The organism is Sorangiineae bacterium MSr12523, assembly GCA_037157775.1.
GTDB classification, from domain to species: domain Bacteria; phylum Myxococcota_A; class Polyangia; order Polyangiales; family Polyangiaceae; genus Pendulispora; species Pendulispora brunnea.
The window spans coordinates 11,495,420-11,511,709 of sequence record CP089982.1 but is presented as its reverse complement, the minus strand read 5'-3'; the positions used below and the strand labels follow the sequence as shown (position 1 = coordinate 11,511,709).

The 16,290-nt window shown below is 62.3% G+C and carries 15 protein-coding genes; 9 read left to right on the top strand and 6 right to left on the bottom strand.

Translation table 11 applies throughout. The features are described 5' to 3' along the window. Nucleotides 1–18: 18 nt before the first annotated feature. The 3 genes from LZC95_45545 to LZC95_45535 are packed head-to-tail and all read right to left on the bottom strand — an operon-like array spanning nt 19 to nt 2,665. The gene (locus LZC95_45545) at nt 19–1,014 is read right to left on the bottom strand and encodes a sugar kinase (protein ID WXA93707.1); all 996 of its coding nucleotides are present in this window, start codon (nt 1,012–1,014) and stop codon (nt 19–21) included. Further along, a complete protein-coding gene (locus tag LZC95_45540; protein ID WXA93706.1) occupies nt 1,011–1,730 on the bottom strand; it encodes an NTP transferase domain-containing protein in 720 nt (239 codons plus the stop codon). The genes LZC95_45545 and LZC95_45540 overlap by 4 nt, the downstream gene beginning before the upstream one ends. Continuing rightward, on the bottom strand, nt 1,727–2,665 hold the full coding sequence (locus LZC95_45535; protein WXA93705.1) for an NAD-dependent epimerase/dehydratase family protein: 939 nt from the start codon (nt 2,663–2,665) through the stop codon (nt 1,727–1,729). Before LZC95_45535 ends, LZC95_45540 begins: the two co-directional genes overlap by 4 nt. A gap of 113 nt (nt 2,666–2,778) precedes the next feature. On the opposite strand from LZC95_45535, the gene LZC95_45530 reads away from it, so the two are divergent. The 6 genes from LZC95_45530 (at nt 2,779) to LZC95_45505 (ending at nt 9,762) form a co-directional block, all read left to right on the top strand. After that, the gene (locus LZC95_45530; GenBank protein WXA93704.1) at nt 2,779–4,842 is read left to right on the top strand and encodes a hypothetical protein; all 2,064 of its coding nucleotides are present in this window, start codon (nt 2,779–2,781) and stop codon (nt 4,840–4,842) included. An 87-nt stretch (nt 4,843–4,929) separates the two neighbouring features. Further along, nucleotides 4,930–6,069, top strand: a complete 1,140-nt coding sequence (locus LZC95_45525) for an SIS domain-containing protein (GenBank protein ID WXA93703.1) — start codon at nt 4,930–4,932, stop codon at nt 6,067–6,069. Next, nucleotides 6,059–6,559 (top strand): HAD family hydrolase, encoded by a 501-nt coding sequence (locus LZC95_45520; GenBank protein WXA93702.1) that lies wholly within the window; start codon nt 6,059–6,061, stop codon nt 6,557–6,559. The genes LZC95_45525 and LZC95_45520 overlap by 11 nt, the downstream gene beginning before the upstream one ends. Nucleotides 6,560–6,570: 11 nt before the next feature. Next, nucleotides 6,571–7,521, top strand: a complete 951-nt coding sequence (gene rfaE1, locus LZC95_45515; GenBank protein WXA93701.1) for a D-glycero-beta-D-manno-heptose-7-phosphate kinase — start codon at nt 6,571–6,573, stop codon at nt 7,519–7,521. 31 nt (nt 7,522–7,552) lie between these two features. Further along, nucleotides 7,553–8,824, top strand: a complete 1,272-nt coding sequence (locus LZC95_45510; GenBank protein WXA93700.1) for a glycosyltransferase family 9 protein — start codon at nt 7,553–7,555, stop codon at nt 8,822–8,824. Between the two features lie 107 nt (nt 8,825–8,931). Next, entirely contained in the window at nt 8,932–9,762 is an 831-nt protein-coding gene (locus tag LZC95_45505) for an FkbM family methyltransferase (GenBank protein ID WXA93699.1), read from the top strand. Here LZC95_45505 and LZC95_45500 read toward each other — a convergent pair. Further along, nucleotides 9,710–11,611 carry a hypothetical protein gene (locus LZC95_45500; protein WXA93698.1) on the bottom strand — a complete coding sequence of 634 codons (1,902 nt, stop codon included), beginning with the start codon at nt 11,609–11,611 and terminating at the stop codon, nt 9,710–9,712. The two genes, LZC95_45505 and LZC95_45500, sit on opposite strands and share 53 nt — an antisense overlap. Further along, on the bottom strand, nt 11,608–12,417 hold the full coding sequence (locus LZC95_45495) for a LamG domain-containing protein (GenBank protein WXA93697.1): 810 nt from the start codon (nt 12,415–12,417) through the stop codon (nt 11,608–11,610). Before LZC95_45495 ends, LZC95_45500 begins: the two co-directional genes overlap by 4 nt. Before the next feature lie 65 nt (nt 12,418–12,482). On the opposite strand from LZC95_45495, the gene LZC95_45490 reads away from it, so the two are divergent. Further along, on the top strand, nt 12,483–13,427 hold the full coding sequence (locus tag LZC95_45490) for an NAD-dependent epimerase/dehydratase family protein (GenBank protein WXA93696.1): 945 nt from the start codon (nt 12,483–12,485) through the stop codon (nt 13,425–13,427). Here LZC95_45490 and LZC95_45485 read toward each other — a convergent pair. Next, nucleotides 13,420–14,424: a hypothetical protein gene (locus LZC95_45485; GenBank protein WXA93695.1), complete on the bottom strand. Its 1,005-nt coding sequence runs from the start codon at nt 14,422–14,424 to the stop codon at nt 13,420–13,422. The genes LZC95_45490 and LZC95_45485 overlap by 8 nt on opposite strands. A gap of 89 nt (nt 14,425–14,513) precedes the next feature. Here LZC95_45485 and rfbF point away from each other — a divergent pair, with 89 nt between their 5' ends. Both rfbF and LZC95_45475 read left to right on the top strand, forming a co-directional pair. Next, entirely contained in the window at nt 14,514–15,311 is a 798-nt protein-coding gene (gene rfbF, locus LZC95_45480; GenBank protein ID WXA93694.1) for a glucose-1-phosphate cytidylyltransferase, read from the top strand. Then, on the top strand, nt 15,304–16,287 hold the full coding sequence (locus LZC95_45475; GenBank protein WXA93693.1) for a glycosyltransferase family 2 protein: 984 nt from the start codon (nt 15,304–15,306) through the stop codon (nt 16,285–16,287). Before rfbF ends, LZC95_45475 begins: the two co-directional genes overlap by 8 nt. The last annotated feature ends 3 nt before the right edge of the window (nt 16,288–16,290 follow it).

Genomic DNA, 16,290 nt, shown 5'->3' with positions numbered 1-16,290 from the left:
GATCGCCCGCTTCCTATGTCACGAGCGATGGAAGTTCGCAACGATGCGCGCGCCATCGAAATCGAAACGAAACCGCAGCGGCTTGAGGCCGCGGCGAACCAGCGCGTCGGTTACGGCGCGACGGTCACCCGGCCGCGCGTAGAACATAAAAAAGCCGCCACCGCCAGCGCCAATGAGCTTGCCTCCCAAGGCGCCTGCCTTGCGCGCCGCCTCATAGTGCTCATCGATGGTCGAATCGGTCATTTTGGCGGCGAGCTTGCGCTTGTTCGTCCAGTGCTCGTGGAGGAGATCTCCATATCGGTCGACGTCGCCCTCGAGCAGCAGGCGTTTGGTCTCGTAGCCGAGTTCCTTGATGCGGTGCATGCGCTGAACGGCGCTGTCCTCGTTCTTTTTGATGACCTCGCGCTGCTGAACGAGCACGTCGGACGCCGCGCGTTCCACACCCGAGTAAAAGACGATGAGGTTGCGTTCGAGTTCGTCCAGCACCTCGAGCTTCACCGGGAGCCGCTCCACGTGCACGGCTCCGTCCTTTTCGAAGGTGAACGCGGTTACGCCACCGTATGCGGCGATATATTGATCCTGCTTTCCGATGGGCTCCTTCAGGATATCCATCTCGATGTGGCAGGCTTCGCGCGCCAATTGCTCGCTGGAGACGAATTCGCCTTTGTACGCGTGCAGGGCATTGAGCAAAGCTACGGTGAACGAGCTGGATGAGCCGAGGCCGGAATTGGCAGGCAAGTCGGCGATGCTGACGAGCTCCACGCCGCGCGAGACACCGGTGAAACGCAGGGCTTCGCGGAACAGACGATGCTCGATTTGGTCGACCCGCTCGACGATTTCCGTGTGTGAATACGCGAGACGGATGGTGTCGTAAAATCGGCTATTGATGGCGACGAAGATGTGCTTGTCGATGGCTGCGGCCACGAGGAAGCCACCGTGCTGCGACGCGTAGCTGGGCAAATCGGACCCACCGCCGCCAAGGGAGAAACGAACCGGCGCGCGTGAAACAATCATGGTCTTTTCTGGAAAAGAAGATGGTCGGTCAAGGTGGCCAACCCTTCGGGTGAGCCGATTTCGAAGAACCTTACCGCAGCCGGGTAGGCGCGTAAACGCCCCTGCCGAGCGAGCTCCTCTTGCAACACCGCGAGGTCGGCGCGCGTGCCCGGTGCCGTTGCCGCCACCACGTTTCGACGCAGTGCGATGGCGCCGTAGTCGATGTGATCGAACGCCGGGTCCTTCACGCCCTTTTCATACCGCGACACCCAGATCCCATCGGTGACGACGTTGGAAGCATCCCATTGGCCCGCGTTCTTGTAGACGCTCATGACGCCGTCGCAGTCGTCGTAGGTTTCGAGCAGCCGGAGCGGCGCCTGGTAATCGAAGGGCAGGTAGCTATCCCCGTACGTGACCAGAAATGTGGGCGCCAAAAGGTCGAACGCCTTTCGAAGAGCGCCCAGAGTACCGAGTAACGTCGGCCCCTCGTCGGAGTAATGCACGCTCAGTCCAAATCGGGCCCCATCGCCGACATGTTCGCGGATCGCTTCTCCGAGGTGTGCGATGCACAAGACGACGTCGCGAAAACCGCACGCCGCGAGCTTCTCGAGCTGCCAGTCGATGAAGGGGCGACCCGCCACGTCGAGCAGGGCCTTCGGCGTTTTCAGCGTGAAGGGGCGCATGCGGGTGGCGAGGCCGCCCGCGAGGATGACTGCCTGCTCGTTCGCGACGTTCATCCGAAGACTTCTGCGGCCACCTGCTTCACGCTCAGTTCGACGGCGGCGTCGGAGGTGTAGCGGACGCGGAATCCGAGTGCGCCGAGTTTCTCGGGGTTGATGCGGGAGACCGGGACGTCGCCGGGCCAGCCTTGTTTTCCACCGCCGAATTCGATGCGCGCAGCCGGATTTGGCGAGGCGGCTACGCAGAGCTCGGCGATGCGGGCCACGCTGGTCCAATCCGGGGGGGCCAGATTGTAGACATTGATTGCGTCGGGGCCGTGATCGAGGACGTGGAGGATACCCGCCGCACAATCCGTGACGTGGAGATACGGCTTGGCCTGCCGCCCATCGCCCAGCACGTCGAGGTAGTCCGGATGCTCGCGGAGCTTTTTGCAGAAGTCCAAGATGGCCCCGTGTGTGCCCCTGGGGCCGACGACGTTGCCGAAACGCAAGATGTACCCGCGTAGTTTGAAACATTCCACGTAGGCTGCGATGAGCGATTCGCCGGCGAACTTACTCGCGCCGTAGAGAGAAATGGGCAGGTTGCCCAAATCGGTCTCCCCGCAGGCCTCCGCCGTGTTCCCGTAAACGGTGCCGCTCGAGGAGAAGACGAACTTGGGCACGCCCGCGAGTCGTGCCGCTTCCAGCGCATTGTACGTCGCGATGGTTCCTTGCTCGAGGTCGAGACGGGTTCGCTCGAGTCCCCAGCGCGCCTCGGGATTGGCTGCGAGATGAAATACGACGTCGTGACCGGCCATGGTGCGCGTCAGCGCATCGAGATCGAGGGCGTCGCCCTGTATCAAGGTGGCCTTGCCGCTCGCGAGCGGGCCTTCGATGAATGCCGGTTTTCCAACGGAGAGGTTGTCGAAAACCGTAACCGAGCCACGCTCCACCAGTCGGTCTACCAAGTGGCTGCCGATGAACCCGGCGCCGCCGATGACGAAAAAACGCATGGCGCACGTTTTACGTCCTTTTGTCGCGGTTTGCTTGGCCATTTGCGAATGAGACACCTAGAAGCGTGTCATGTAGAGTCGGCCCGCCTTTTTCCGCTTACCCCGTCCTCCACATGGTTCTCTCGAAGATCCGTCAAAATATCGTTTCCAAGCTCTGGTTGCATCGAGACATCGTTCGACGAATCGGCGCAGCGCCGATGGTCGGTTTCATCTTCGTTACCTTCATCGGCATCGGGCTCTTGCATCGAGCCTCGCACCAGTTGCCGGGACTCCTGCTCTGGGGCGTTCTGTTGTCGCTGTCGTTTGCCGGTTGGGGGGCTGCCATCGATCGTGTCGGCGGCCACGCGCGCGCCGCCGACTGGGGTTTGCGAGCGGCGTGGGGCATGGCATGGACCATCGTGGCCGGCGGCCTTCTCGCCGCCTTGTCCCTCGTATCGAGAGGAGTTTTGCTCGCCTGGGTTGCGTCGGGGTTGATTTCCCTCGTCGTGGAGCTCGCGCGATTTGGCGTGCGTTTCCCCGTCCATTCGGGGGCGTTGCGTCGATGGTTACGATACCGCGGTGTCTATGCCGTTGCGCTCATTCCCGTGTGGGGATTGCTGGCGGTTCAATATTGTGTGTCGCCGATATATCCGCATTTCAATCTCAATGATGACAATGTTTCGTATTTTGCTCTTGCGCGTGCGCTGATTGACGGCGGGTCACTCATCGACCCGTTCAGTCTTCGTCGCCTGAGCGCGTACGGTGGGCAATCCTATCTGCACGCGCTCGTTCTCGTGGTTGGTGACGAGCGGCATCTCCATTTGATCGACATGGGAATGGGCCCCGTCCTGATAACGGCAGTCCTTTTGGGACATGTACGCGAGCGTGCCCGGCACGCGTGGCACCTCGTTCCGCTACTTGCGATCCTGCTCGCCGTATTGCCCGCCACTCGGATCAACACGGCCAGCGCAACCACCGGCGCGCTTCTGTTTCTAGCGATGTATCGCACCGTGGACCGTCGCGAAGTCCACCTTGGAATCAAGACGGCGCTGCCCTTGGCGTTGCTCGCCGCGGCGGCGTGTACGCTCCGCCAGAATTACCTGGCGGTCTGCGCGGTGTTTCTGGTGGCCACGTATCTTGCGTTTTCATTTCGCGGGAAAAACCGAATACGGCTTCTAGCGCGACCCGAACTTCGAGAGGCCTCGCTGTGCGCCGCGCTCACCCTGGCGTTTCTTCTGCCGTGGCTCGTGTTGTCGTATCGGTCCAGTCGCACGTTTCTCTTTCCGATCCTGCCGGGGAATTATCATTCCGAATATGGCGCTTTTGGTGCCGGGCAGGATAAGCTCGCCCAGCTCAAATTCCTTTGGAACAACGCGACGTACAGCGAACCCATTCGGACGCTGCCATTCTTCATCTTGGCGGCACTTCTCGTTCCAGATGCTTCACCCCGCAAAGGAAGCAGGGCGCTCTTCATCGCCGCAGCCATCGGCTTCTTCGCCATCGTGCGCGGGTTTCCTCTTTCGGACCCGCCGAACATCGGCCGGTATTACTACGCGTCGATGCTCGCATTCGTTCTCGCCACCGGTTTGGCCGCGGGCGCTGCGTTGCCGCAGTCCATTCGTCAGGGTGATTTTCGCGTGTGGATCGCCGTTGGCCTCGTGATCGTGTCTTCCGTACTTCAGATTCAAGAAACGCGGGATTGGGCCAAGTCGACATTTGGTCAATACTTGGACGATATCCGAACGGCGCTTGGAGAGCCTTTTTCGGATCATCGGAACTCGGCGTACCAACGCCTCCAGCAAGCGGTGCCCCCTGGCGCGAAGATGCTCGCCATGCTCGATGACCCTTACTACTTGGATTTCGGTCGCAATGCGATTTACCTGGTGGATTTGCCCGGTGCCGTGAGCCCCCCTCCTGGCATGCCCCTCGGTCGCGGGCCCGACGCGCTCGCAGAGTATCTATTGAATCAGGGAATACGGTATTATGCCTTCGTGGGGGCAAAATCGTCGATATCGCTCTATCGTCGCGACACTTGGGAAAGGCAAAAGGTCGGCGCCGAGCTCATATGGCGCATGGCCGCACCGTTCTATCTGGATATGTTCCGTCTCAACGACGAGCTTGCGGCCACACGCCGCGTGCTCTTCAGCGAGAAGGACACCTTCGTGGTCGATCTGGCAACCCCGGCTACGAACCACTGATGGTCGTTCGAATTCGACACGTGAGGACACTCCACCTACACTGCTTGACTCCCCTTTGACCCGGTGGCACAGCCCCGAGCCCCATCCATGCCTCAGTTAGCTCTGGTACCTGACGACGTCATCGCGAAAGCCATTGCATCGCGTGCCCTGCATGAAGGCGGGCGCCTCCGGCGCGCATTTTTCGAGTCCCAGGCCCAGGAGCTGCTCGAGACGATACGGCTCTTTGCCGGGGTTCTTCGCGCTGGGAAAAAGGTGCTCCTGTTTGGGAACGGTGGTAGCGCGGCGGATGCCCAGCACATTGCTGCCGAGCTCGTTGGCCGCTTCGTGAAGGACCGGGAAGCGTTGCCTGCCATTGCGCTCACGGTGGACACGTCCGCTCTGACGGCCATCGGAAACGACTACGGGTTCGAGCAAGTGTTTGCTCGTCAGGTTCGTGCCCTGGGGCAGGAGGGCGACCTCGCCGTTGCGATTTCGACGAGCGGCACCTCGCCAAACGTCATTGCCGCCATCCATGCCGCTCGTGAGAAGGGCATGCGCGTGATGGGGCTCTCCGGCCGCAAAGGCGGGCAGATGCCAGCCCTATGCGACACGTGCCTCGTCGTACCGTCGAACGACACTGCACGGATTCAAGAATTGCACATTACGATTGGCCACATCCTCTGCGAGGTGCTCGAGGCATCGCTCGAAGCGCCTCGTGGCGAGCCGAAAGTCGAGTCGCGCCCGAAGGTTTCGCGTTCGGCGAAGGAAGTCGATCTGGCCGAGCTGATGGAACTCCGCCGCCTTTGGCGGGCCGAAGGCCACACGGTCGTTTGGACGAATGGCAACTTCGACGTTTTTCACATCGGCCACCTCGAATCGCTGCGTGCTGCGCGGAAGTTTGGCACCGTGCTCGTCGTGGGGGTCAATTCCGACGAGGCTATTCGCGTGGCCAAGGCGGCCAAGGTCCACGCTCGACCGGTGTTTCCCGTTGCCGAGCGAGTCGAGGTTCTGACCGCCCTGGAGGTCGTGGATTACGTGCTCGTCTTCGACGAACCAACGCCCGAGCGGATCCTGTCGCTCGTTCAACCGGACGTCCATTGCAAAGGGGCCGACTACGCCCCGCCGAACGGCGCACCCATTCCGGAAGCGGCGACCGTGGCGGCGTATGGTGGGCGCGTGGAGTTTCTCCCGCTCATCCCGGGCAGGTCATCGACCAGCACACTCGCCCGCCTCCTCGATGGCTCATAGGGCGCTCTTTCTCGATCGCGACGGGACGATCATCGTCGACACGGGGTACCCTCGCGATCCGCGCGAGGTGCAGCTCGTGGAGGGGGCGGTTCCCGCCATGAAGGCCGCCCGGGACATGGGCTATGTGCTCGTCGTCGTCAGCAATCAATCCGGGGTGGCGCGGGGCATCGTCTCGAACGACCAACTGGCCAGCGTGCATGCCAAAATGGCCGAACTTCTCGCGGCGGAAGGGGTCGTGCTCGACGCAACTTATTACTGCACCCACGGTCCGGATGACGGCTGCATCTGCAGAAAGCCTCAGCCGGGGCTGCTCTTGCGCGCGGCCGAGGAGCACCAGCTCGATCTGGCGCGATCGCTCCTCGTTGGGGACAAGCCGAGCGATGTGGCGGCGGGCAAAGCTGCGGGCTGCGGCTCGTTCCAGCTCGGGACGTGGAAGGACGCTCTTTTCTGGCTGCAAGCTAGCTCCGGCGGCGCAGGCGAGAGATGCTAGTGTCTACCTCCATGGTCGACCTGACCAAGCTTTCGGGACGTCGTGTGCTCGTCATCGGCGATCTCATGCTCGATGAATTCGTCGATGGCGACGTGCTGCGTATCTCCCCCGAAGCGCCCGTACCGGTGCTCGAGGTACGGGGCAGGACCTACCGCGCAGGTGGCGCCGCAAACACGGCGACCAATGTTGGAAGCCTCGGTGGGCGCCCATCGATCGCGGGGGTCGTGGGGACGGATCGCGAGGGAGAAATCCTGCGGCGCGAACTCCTCGCGAGCGACGTCGATTTGTCGGCGACGGTGGCCGACACCGCGCGGCCGACCACGCACAAGACGCGCATCATCGCGCGCGGGCAACAAGTCGTGCGGATTGACCATGAATCGCGTGAACCTCTCTCGGAGTCCGTCCGGGAGGAACTGACCGCGCGGTGTGTGCAGGCCATGGCGCATCACGATGCCTGCATTATTTCGGACTACAACAAAGGCGTCATCTCACCGGCATTGTGCGCTGCGGTCATCCAGGCAGCGGGCAACAAACCCGTCGTCGTGGACCCCAAACGACGCGACTTTTCCGCATATCGTGGGGCGACGCTCGTGACCCCCAACCTGAACGAGCTCGAAGCGGCCACCGGGATCGCGGCGACGCGCGACGAGGACGTCATTGCGGCCGGTCGTTCGTTGCTCGCATCCCTCGCGGGTGGGGCGGTTCTGGTGACACGAGGTGCACGGGGCATGACCCTCATCGTGCCGGAACGGGAGCCTCTCCACCTGAAGGCCACGGCGCGCGAGGTCTTCGACGTGACGGGAGCAGGCGATACGGTCGTAAGTACCCTCGGCTTGGCGCTGGCTGCTGGCATTTCCCTCGAGACGGCGGTGGCCGTGGCCAATGAAGCAGCAGGTATCGCCGTGAGCAAAAGGGGAACGGCTGCCGTTTTCGCCGAAGAACTTCGCAAGGTCTTGGGATAATCCCGCGCAACTGGGTGTCCACGAGGAGCACATGTTCAACGTCAGTTTGATGCGGTGGATCGACGATAGAGTGGGCAACCTCGCGTGCAATGCCCTCGCGTACAAGAAGCGGCTCCTCTCTCTTCTCGAGCGAAGCAAGAACAACGGTGCCCTGCCGAGCTTCAAGAAGATTGCCGTGATGAAGTTCTTCGGCTTCGGGTCGATCGTCGTCGCGTCCCCTGCTCTAGCGGCGCTGCGTGAAAGCTTTCCGGACGCCGAAATCCTCTTCGTCACGTTCAAGTCGAACAAGGATATTCTCGAGATCTTGCGCGTGGCCGACCGCGCCCTTTTCATCGACACCTCGAGTTTGCAGGCGTTCACGACGTCGACCCTCCAGGTCGCAGCGACGCTGCGCCGCGAGAAGGTGGATCTCGCCCTCGACCTCGAGTTCTTCGCGAAGTTCCCCCTCGTGCTCGCCAATCTGGCCGGCATCAAGCAAAGTGCCGGTTATTATCTCACTCAGGAGCACTGGCGCCGCACGCTCCTCGACATTCCTGGCTCGTACAACCACTATTTTCACACGAAGGATATCTTCCTCTCGTTGGTTTATCTGCTTCGGACCGGGGATCTCTATTACGTGGGATTCGACGAGTTTCGAAAGCGGTACAAGTATCCGCAAATCGAAATTCGCTCGCAGGAGCTGGAGCGCGTGCAGGCGTTGTTGCGAGAGAACTCCGTCGATGGCGACATCATCGTGCTCAACCCCAATTCGTCCGTCGACCTCGCTCCTGAGGTGCGAAAGTGGCCCGAAGAGCGCTACGGCGAATTGGCCGATCGCATCCTTGCGGAAAACCCCGACGCGCACGTGATTCTCATCGGTGCAAAATCCGAGGAGCACTATGTGAACCGAGTGCGCTCACATGCACGCAATGGGCGAGTGCTCTCGCTTGCGGGCAAGCTCTCCTTGCGGGAGCTGACGGCGCTCTTTTCGATTGCCTCGCTACTCGTGACCAACGACAGCGGTCCCATGCACCTCGCCTGCCTGACGGACACGCCCATCGTCGGCCTATTTTTCGGCGATACCCCAACCCTCTTCGCACCGGTGGCGTCGCGCGTGGAGGTGGTCGCGCCCTCCCTCTACAGCATTCCCATGTTCACGGTGTACAACGGCAAAGACGTATTTGCCGGACGGCCCGCCGAGACCATCGCCAATGTGCCTGCGCAAACCGTGTCGGTCGAGGACGTCATGCAGAAGGTGCGAGCTCTCTTGGAACCCGCGCAACACTCGAACGGCGTGGACGAGGATCGGCCCACCGTGCACTGAGTTGCTTGCTATGTGGAAATTTTAACGCTTGCGCTGTCGGGTGAGAAGCGGGCCTTCCATTCGGACGAGGCGAACGCGCCGAGCAAGACCGTGATAAGGGTGAGCACATGCTTGGAGTGCCCAAGGACGAGAAGCCCACTTGGATCAGCCGACTTGCCGCCCAGCCCGCGGTTCACCGTGCGATTCGTACGTTTCGCTTGCAGGAACTAACGAGTGCTGCGCTGAAAGTCCGCCCTATCAAGCGGCGTCTTCCCAAGTCGGGAATCGAGTATCGCGTCCGCTATTTGGAGAGCTTTCTCATGGCCGACGAGATCTTCCAACGAAAGATCTATCGTGAGGCTTTCGAAGGTTTGGACGTGAGAAGCTTCGTGGATCTCGGGTCCAACGTCGGATACTTCCCTCTTTTCGCGGTGGAACTCACCGGCCGGCGTGATCTCGTGGGAATTGCCGTCGATGGCAATCGTTCGATGACCGACGAGACTCGGTGGCACGTCGACCATAACCATCTCGCGAACGTAAAGCCGCTCTGGGGAATCGTCGGGTATCCCAGCGACGTCAAAGAGGCGACGTTCTACTTGAATCCGTCGAATGTCTCGTGCTCGGCCCAGCCCGTCCTCAACCCCGACGTGCCCTCGAAGGGACGCATCAAGGAAGTGACGGTGCCGACCGTCGACGTGGCTAGCGCTTGGATGCAGCACGCCGGGGATGTTCGGGTGGACGTGCTCAAGATCGATGTCGAAGGCTTCGAGCGCGAAGTTCTGCGCACGTGTGGTGCGCTTCTCGACAAGACGTCATCCGTCGTCGTCGAGTGGCACAAGTGGATCGCGTCGCAGGACGAAGTGGAGGCATTGCTCCGCGACCGCGGGTTCGTGCGCTTTCGAACGATCAGCGAGGACCCGTACTGTGGGGTTGCAGTGTACCGTCCGCGCGCGTCATGAGGCTGCGCGCGTGAAGGACGAGACCCCAGAGAGGACGCCACCAACAGGCGAGCACGGTGAGCAAGAACAGCGCGAGGCCTAGGGGTAGGGTCCGCGGGTAGTAGCGAAAGAGCACGCGCCCGTGCTCTTGCTCGACGCGCGTTGCAACGAGGTTGTCCACGCGCAGCGCAGGGACGCCGTTGGCCTTCCAGCTGGAATCCCAATTCATGTTGTAGAAGAGGAGATCGCCCGGGGTAGCGTGGTCGTATTCGACGACGGCGTGGTTCGGTGACCACTCGGTCACGACGGCCGAGGCTGCGTTGCGGAAGAAAGCTTCGCCCTTGTAGCCCGGCGTACCTTTGGCAATGGCGCCTTTGTCGATATCACCGATACCGTAGCAATCGACGGTACCCGTGTTTTCGCGCATGGCGATGAGCACCGAGCTGTCCCAGTCGTAAGGGACGTATCGTCCGTGGGGCTTCTTCTCTTGATGAAATTCTCGGCTCGGAGGACGGACGTCGACCATCTGCTTCGAAAATGATCCATCGGTCGATTTCGCACCCACGCCCGAGATGTCGATCGCCATGACAAGAACGGGAACGAGGAGCGCGAGTTCGAGCCAAGGCCGGCGCGTGACGAGTGCGTCGAAGCGGCGTCCGACGAAGGATGCAAATGCCACGGCAAGAAGAAGAACGGCGGGCTCCATGAAACGGGAAGGGACCCGTTGCGATGAAAAGACCGGCATCTCGTGGAGCAATGTCCACGGCGCCCGCGCGTGGAATCCACCGAACGCGCAACCAAAGAGAAAGATCCCAATGATCTTGAGGACGATGGCGCGCCGTTCGAGGCCCAACAACGCACCGAGCGCCATCACCGCCACACCGGCGTACCCGATGTAAAATCCGTATTCGTGCCAAGCCCACGTGGGCGTGTTGAATGGGAATTTCGTCCAAGATTGCCCGTGGTTGGTGAGAAATTCCCAGGTTTGGGAAAGATTGGTCGATTCCCATATGCCGGTTTCCGTTTTTCGCGGATAGCGCGACATGAAGTCTGCGACCGGAAGAAGCTTGGGCGCCGCAAAGCCAAAGGCCGTGCTGCCCGTGATGGCGAGGGCCAACAATGGCCGGAGTTTGAGTCGCGCCAATGCCATTCCCACGGCGTACAAGCTGAGAATCAGCGCGATGTGCGGTGCCGGATAGACCCCGCCCCAATAGATCGCCAGGGCGGGGCACATTCCGGCGTAAATAGCGTAGCGAAGTTTCTTGTCCTCGAGCGCCGTGTCGAACAAGTACAGCGCAAGCGGCAAGAGCGCATATTGCAAATGCCACGTGTGACCCGTGGTTGCCTGCAGCGCCCAGCGGCCATTGAGGCCGTACAGAATGCCAACGAGTGCGCGCACCGCGATTGTGCGCGTAAAACGGCCCGCCAGGAGGTACGACGCGATGAAGGCAAAACACGTTTGGCCAAGTACCTCGAACCTGGCTGCGACGTGGACGGGCAGGGAAAGATAAAACGGGAGATACGGAGAGACCAATGAGGGCGCCGACTCCGAATACCCCCATGCGGGTGCGCCGCCGCAGAACCACGGATGCCACCACGGGCCCTCGAGATAGCGCATGGAGACGGGAACGATGGCTCGGTACGCGAGATGCGCTTCCCAATCATGCAGGCCGTAGGCACCGAGGTCCTTGAACATCGGACCGATGAGTTGCCACGTCGCGATTCCGACGATGAGCACCATGGCCATCCACGCCGCGAATCGGAATCGCGCCCCGCGATCGTCGAGCTGGGCACGAAACGCGCTCACGCGATGGTGGATGCGCTCTCGCAAGGGCCGAGGCCCGCGGACTTGCTCGGTTTCAGCGTTCAAGGGCAGCGTCCGTTCGGGCCTCGGGCGAACAACGTTGCGATCTCCGTTGCCGTCAGAGCTCTGGAATACAAGGCCACTTCGTCGATGATGCCGTTGAACGGAGCGTTCTCGGTGGAGGCGGCTCCGATGCGTAGGGCGGCGTCGCTCGGGGAGGCCTGAGGGATCGACTTGGCCGCGCCCACGGCGCCGTTCACGTAGACCGTGGCGAGTCCAGCGCCCATGACGGCGGCAACGTGAATGAGCTCGCCTTGCGGAAGGGGTTTTTCGGTGATGACGTCACCGCCGGCTCCCGTGGCGTTGCCGACGAAGAACCTCAATCCTCCACCGTGAACGTCGAAGGCGTATCCAAGCCGGTTGCCCACTTTGTCGATGATGCGCCCTCCCTTTTCGTTGAGCGTCCCCGGGTTGATCTTGATCCACGCATCGACGCTCACGTCGGTCGTGAAGTCGAGTGCGCGGTCCGGGGGCACGTCCACGTAGGTCGCCCCGTTGAAGAGGAAGCCGAGTCCGACCTCGGCGGGGGCATAGGCGGGGCCGCCCCCGGCGCTGCCCGCGTCGACGGCACCCCACTGCCCATCGTGTTTGCCCGTTTGATCCGTGCTGCTTCCGTCGCCCTTCCACCAGGCCACCAAGTTGGGGATGGTCGTGCATTCGGCGGGGGGTGGAATGATGGTCCCACGGTCTTGGCCGGCATCGGCGGGAGGTTGCGCGCCATCGCTGGAGCAGCCATACGACGAAAGCGTGCCCAACGACACGGCGACGATGGCCGGAATCAGCAAAGAACGAGCTTTCGAACGGCGTCGCATGATTCGGGCCCGGGAAACTAGCACGGCTTTCGCTTCGACGGCTGCCCGAGTAGGCTTGCGCGAAGATGCGCATCGTCGTCACTGGAGCAGCAGGGTTCGTGGGGTCGCACTTGTCCGAGAAGCTCGTGGCGCTTGGTCACGAGGTCGTCGGTATCGATCGCTTCACCGATTACTATTCGCGTGATGCGAAGGAGAAGAACCTCGAGCGCCTGCGCGACGAAGGCCGGTTCTCTCTCTCCGAGGTGGACCTTGCCACGGCGGATCTCGAGCCGGTGTTCGATGGCGCCGAGGTCATCTTCCATCAAGCGGCGCAGCCCGGCGTGCGTGCGAGCTGGGGGCGCACCTTCGATGCGTACCTTCGCGACAACGTGCTCGCCACGCAGCGGGTGCTCGAGGCGGTGAAGTCTCGACGCGGTAGTCCGGTGCGGCGCGTGGTGTACGCGTCGTCGTCGTCGGTCTACGGCAACATCGACGAGTTGCCCATGCGCGAGTCGAGCCCCACGCGACCTTTTTCACCGTACGGCGTGACGAAGCTTGCCGCCGAGCACCTGTGCGAGCTCTATCGCATGAACCACGGCATCCCCACGACGTCGCTGCGATATTTCACCGTGTACGGACCGCGCCAGCGGCCTGACATGGCGTTTCACAAGTTCATTCAGGCAGCCCGGCGCGGTGAGAAGATCCCGCTGTTCGGCGACGGTGAGCAGACCCGCGATTTCACCTTCGTGGCCGACATCGTCGACGCCAACATCGCGGCGATGAACGCGACCGAGGGCGGTGTGTTCAACATCGGCGGCGGCTCCCGCGTCACGGTGAACCAAGTGCTCGCCACGCTCGGCGAGGTGGTCGGCCCGCTGAAGGTCGAACACGGCAACAAGCAATTGGGCGACGTGAACCACACGTGGGCCGACACCACGCGCGCGCGCACCCTTCTCGGCTTCGCCCCCAAGGTCACGTTGGCCGAGGGGCTACGCGCCGAAGCCGAGTGGCTCGCAGCCGTCTCTACTTAGGCCGTGTGGCGACGTACATGTTGAAGCGCCCCGTGCCCGCATCGTTGGGGACGGGGCGATCGCTCGCGAGATAAATGCGGCACCCGTCGACGCTGAGCCATCGAGGCGTATCGTTCGAATCACTGTTGAGCGCCGCCACGTCGGCCGCGTTCGTGGATCCCGTGAACTTGCCCGTGACGTTTTGGCGCTTGGCGACCCAGACGTCGCCCTGTTGGCTGCCGGTGCGCGAAGAGCCAAAAAACATCGTGAGATCGCTCTGATCCAGGACGGGCGACCCATCGCCCGTCGTCGCCCCGAGGTCGATCACTTCCGGTGAGCCGAATTCCGCCCCGGTGCGGACGGACTTGTAGACGCGCGATGGGGCCGTGTTGTTTGGAACCATCCCCGAAAAGTACAGAACGCTGTTGTTGGCGTTGGGAACTGGGGAGCGCTCGACACCTGTTGCCGTGTTGATCGTGCCGATGCCGATCGGCGGGTCGAACGGAGCGCCCGGCGAAGGCCGCGTCGCCACCATGATGTCGAAGTCGCCGGGCGTTCCGGCGCCTTCGCGGATCGAGGAAAAGAAGAACTGGTTCCCATCGAAGCTGAGGAACGGATCGAAGTCCTCGGGCAATTCGCCGCTGGGCCGGATCCCCTCGAAGAGCTTGGGTGGACCAAACGCGCCATCCAAGCTTTGGCGCGTCGCCGCGTAGATGTGCCACCGGCCGGAGCTCTTGCTCATGCTGTAGAAGGTCAGTTCGTCGGGCGAGAGCGTGCCCGACTCCGTCGCCGGGAGATTGACGCCGTCCAGCAAAATCGGCGCCCCGAACGGCTTTGTCAGGTCGCAAGGCCCCGAGGCGTCTGGCAGTGGAACGATGCTCCCGCGATCGGTCCCCGCGTCGACCGGCTCTCCGCCCGAGTCGGACGAGCAACCCCCGGCATAGGCAGCGAATACCGCCAGAGTGGAAATGACACAGGCGTAAGTAACCTCGGCGTACCGGGAATGGAGGACCTTCATACCTGGCTATTCGGCCAGCCAGGGCGAGTCGTTGCGTAATTTGCACTTGCTGTACCTCCCTCCCGACCTGGCGTAATAAGTGCCCATCCATGAAAGCGGTCATTCTTTGCGGCGGCCAGGGAACGCGAATTCGCGAGGCGAGCGAGGTCCTGCCCAAACCGATGCTTCCCATCGGGGGTAAGCCCATCGTCTGGCACATCATGAAGAGCTACGCCGCGCATGGCGTGAACGACTTCGTCCTTTGCCTGGGATACAAAGGCTGGCTCATCAAGGAGTTCTTCCTCAACTACCGCGCCATGACCACGGACCTCACCGTTCGCCTGGGCGAGCGACACGATGTCCAGTTTCACGGGCGGCATGTGTCGGAGGCGTGGAATGTGACGCTTGCGGAAACCGGCGAGCACACGATGACGGGCGGGCGCGTCGCGGCGGTGCGTCGGTACCTCGATGCGGACGAGTTCTTTCTTCTCACGTACGGCGATGGCGTGAGTGACATCGACATCGGCAAGCTCATTGAATTTCACCGGCAGCACGGCAAAGTCTGTACGGTCACCGCGGCGAGGCCGCCGGGGCGCTTCGGCGAGATGGTGCTCGATGGGGGCAGCGTGCGCGAGTTCAACGAGAAGCCGCAGGCCAGCGAGGGCTTCATCAACGCCGGCTTCTTCGTCTGCGATGCGCGTCGCATTTGGGACTACCTCGAAGGCGGCCCGGGCATGGTGCTCGAACGCGAGCCGATGCAGCGGCTCGCGCGCGATGGCGAATTGATGGCTTACGCACACACCGGCTTCTGGCAGCCGATGGATACGATGCGCGAATACAACATGCTCAACGACCTTTGGGCCGGCCCGCGCGCGCCCTGGCGCACCTGGAAAAATCACGATGAATGACGGGAGGAAGCTCCTAACCATCGTCTGCCCCGTGATGAACGAGGAGAAGAGCGTTCCTCTCTTCTACGAGCGCCTCGTCAAAGCGGTGGCACCGCTCGAGGAGAAGGTTCGCATCGAGCTGCTCTTCATCAACAACCGCAGCGTCGATTCGACCCTCGAGATCGTGCGCGGCATTGCCGCCAAGGATCCGCGGGTGCGCTACCTCACGTTGAGCCGCAATTATGGCTACCAGGCGGCGATTACGTGCGGCATGCAGAACGCGCGCGGCGATGCCATCGCCAACATCGACGTCGACTGCGAGGACCCGCCGGAGATGATCCCGCGCTTCGTCGACCGCTGGCTCTCGGGGGTCGACATCGTGTACGGCCTACGCGACAAGCGCGAGGAATTTTTCCTCATGCACCTCGGGCGCAAGCTCTTTTACCGGGTCATGCACCGCATCGCCGATCACGAGATCGTGCTCGACATGGCCGAGTTCTTCCTCGTCGACAAGCGCGTGCGCGACGTGGCGCTGTCCACGCGCTCGACGTTCCCTTTCGTGCGCGGCCAGGTGGGCTTCGTCGGCTTCCGGCGCGAGGGCATTCCGTACAAGCGCGAACGGCGCATCGTCGGCAAAACGCATTACAACTTGATCGGCGCTGCGCGATTCGGTTTTTCCGGCGTGCTCACCTCGTCGACGTTGGCCTTGCGCCTTCTGGCCTATTGGGGCTTTCCGCTGGTGCCGCTCAACATGGTGCTCGCGCTGGCCATGCTCTTCGCGGGCGATGGGCCGTCGGGCGCGCGCATCGAGCGGTGCCTTCTCGCGCTGGTGGCCTTCGAGCTCGGCTGGGCGATGCTCGCCTTCGGCTTCATTGGCATCTATCTGGCGCGCGTCTACAAGGACTCCATCGCATTGCCGCTCTACGTCGTCGACACGGCGCTTTCGAGCGAGTCCAATGTGCCGCCGGTCTCGCCGGGCGCGGGAAAGGGGCCGTGAGCC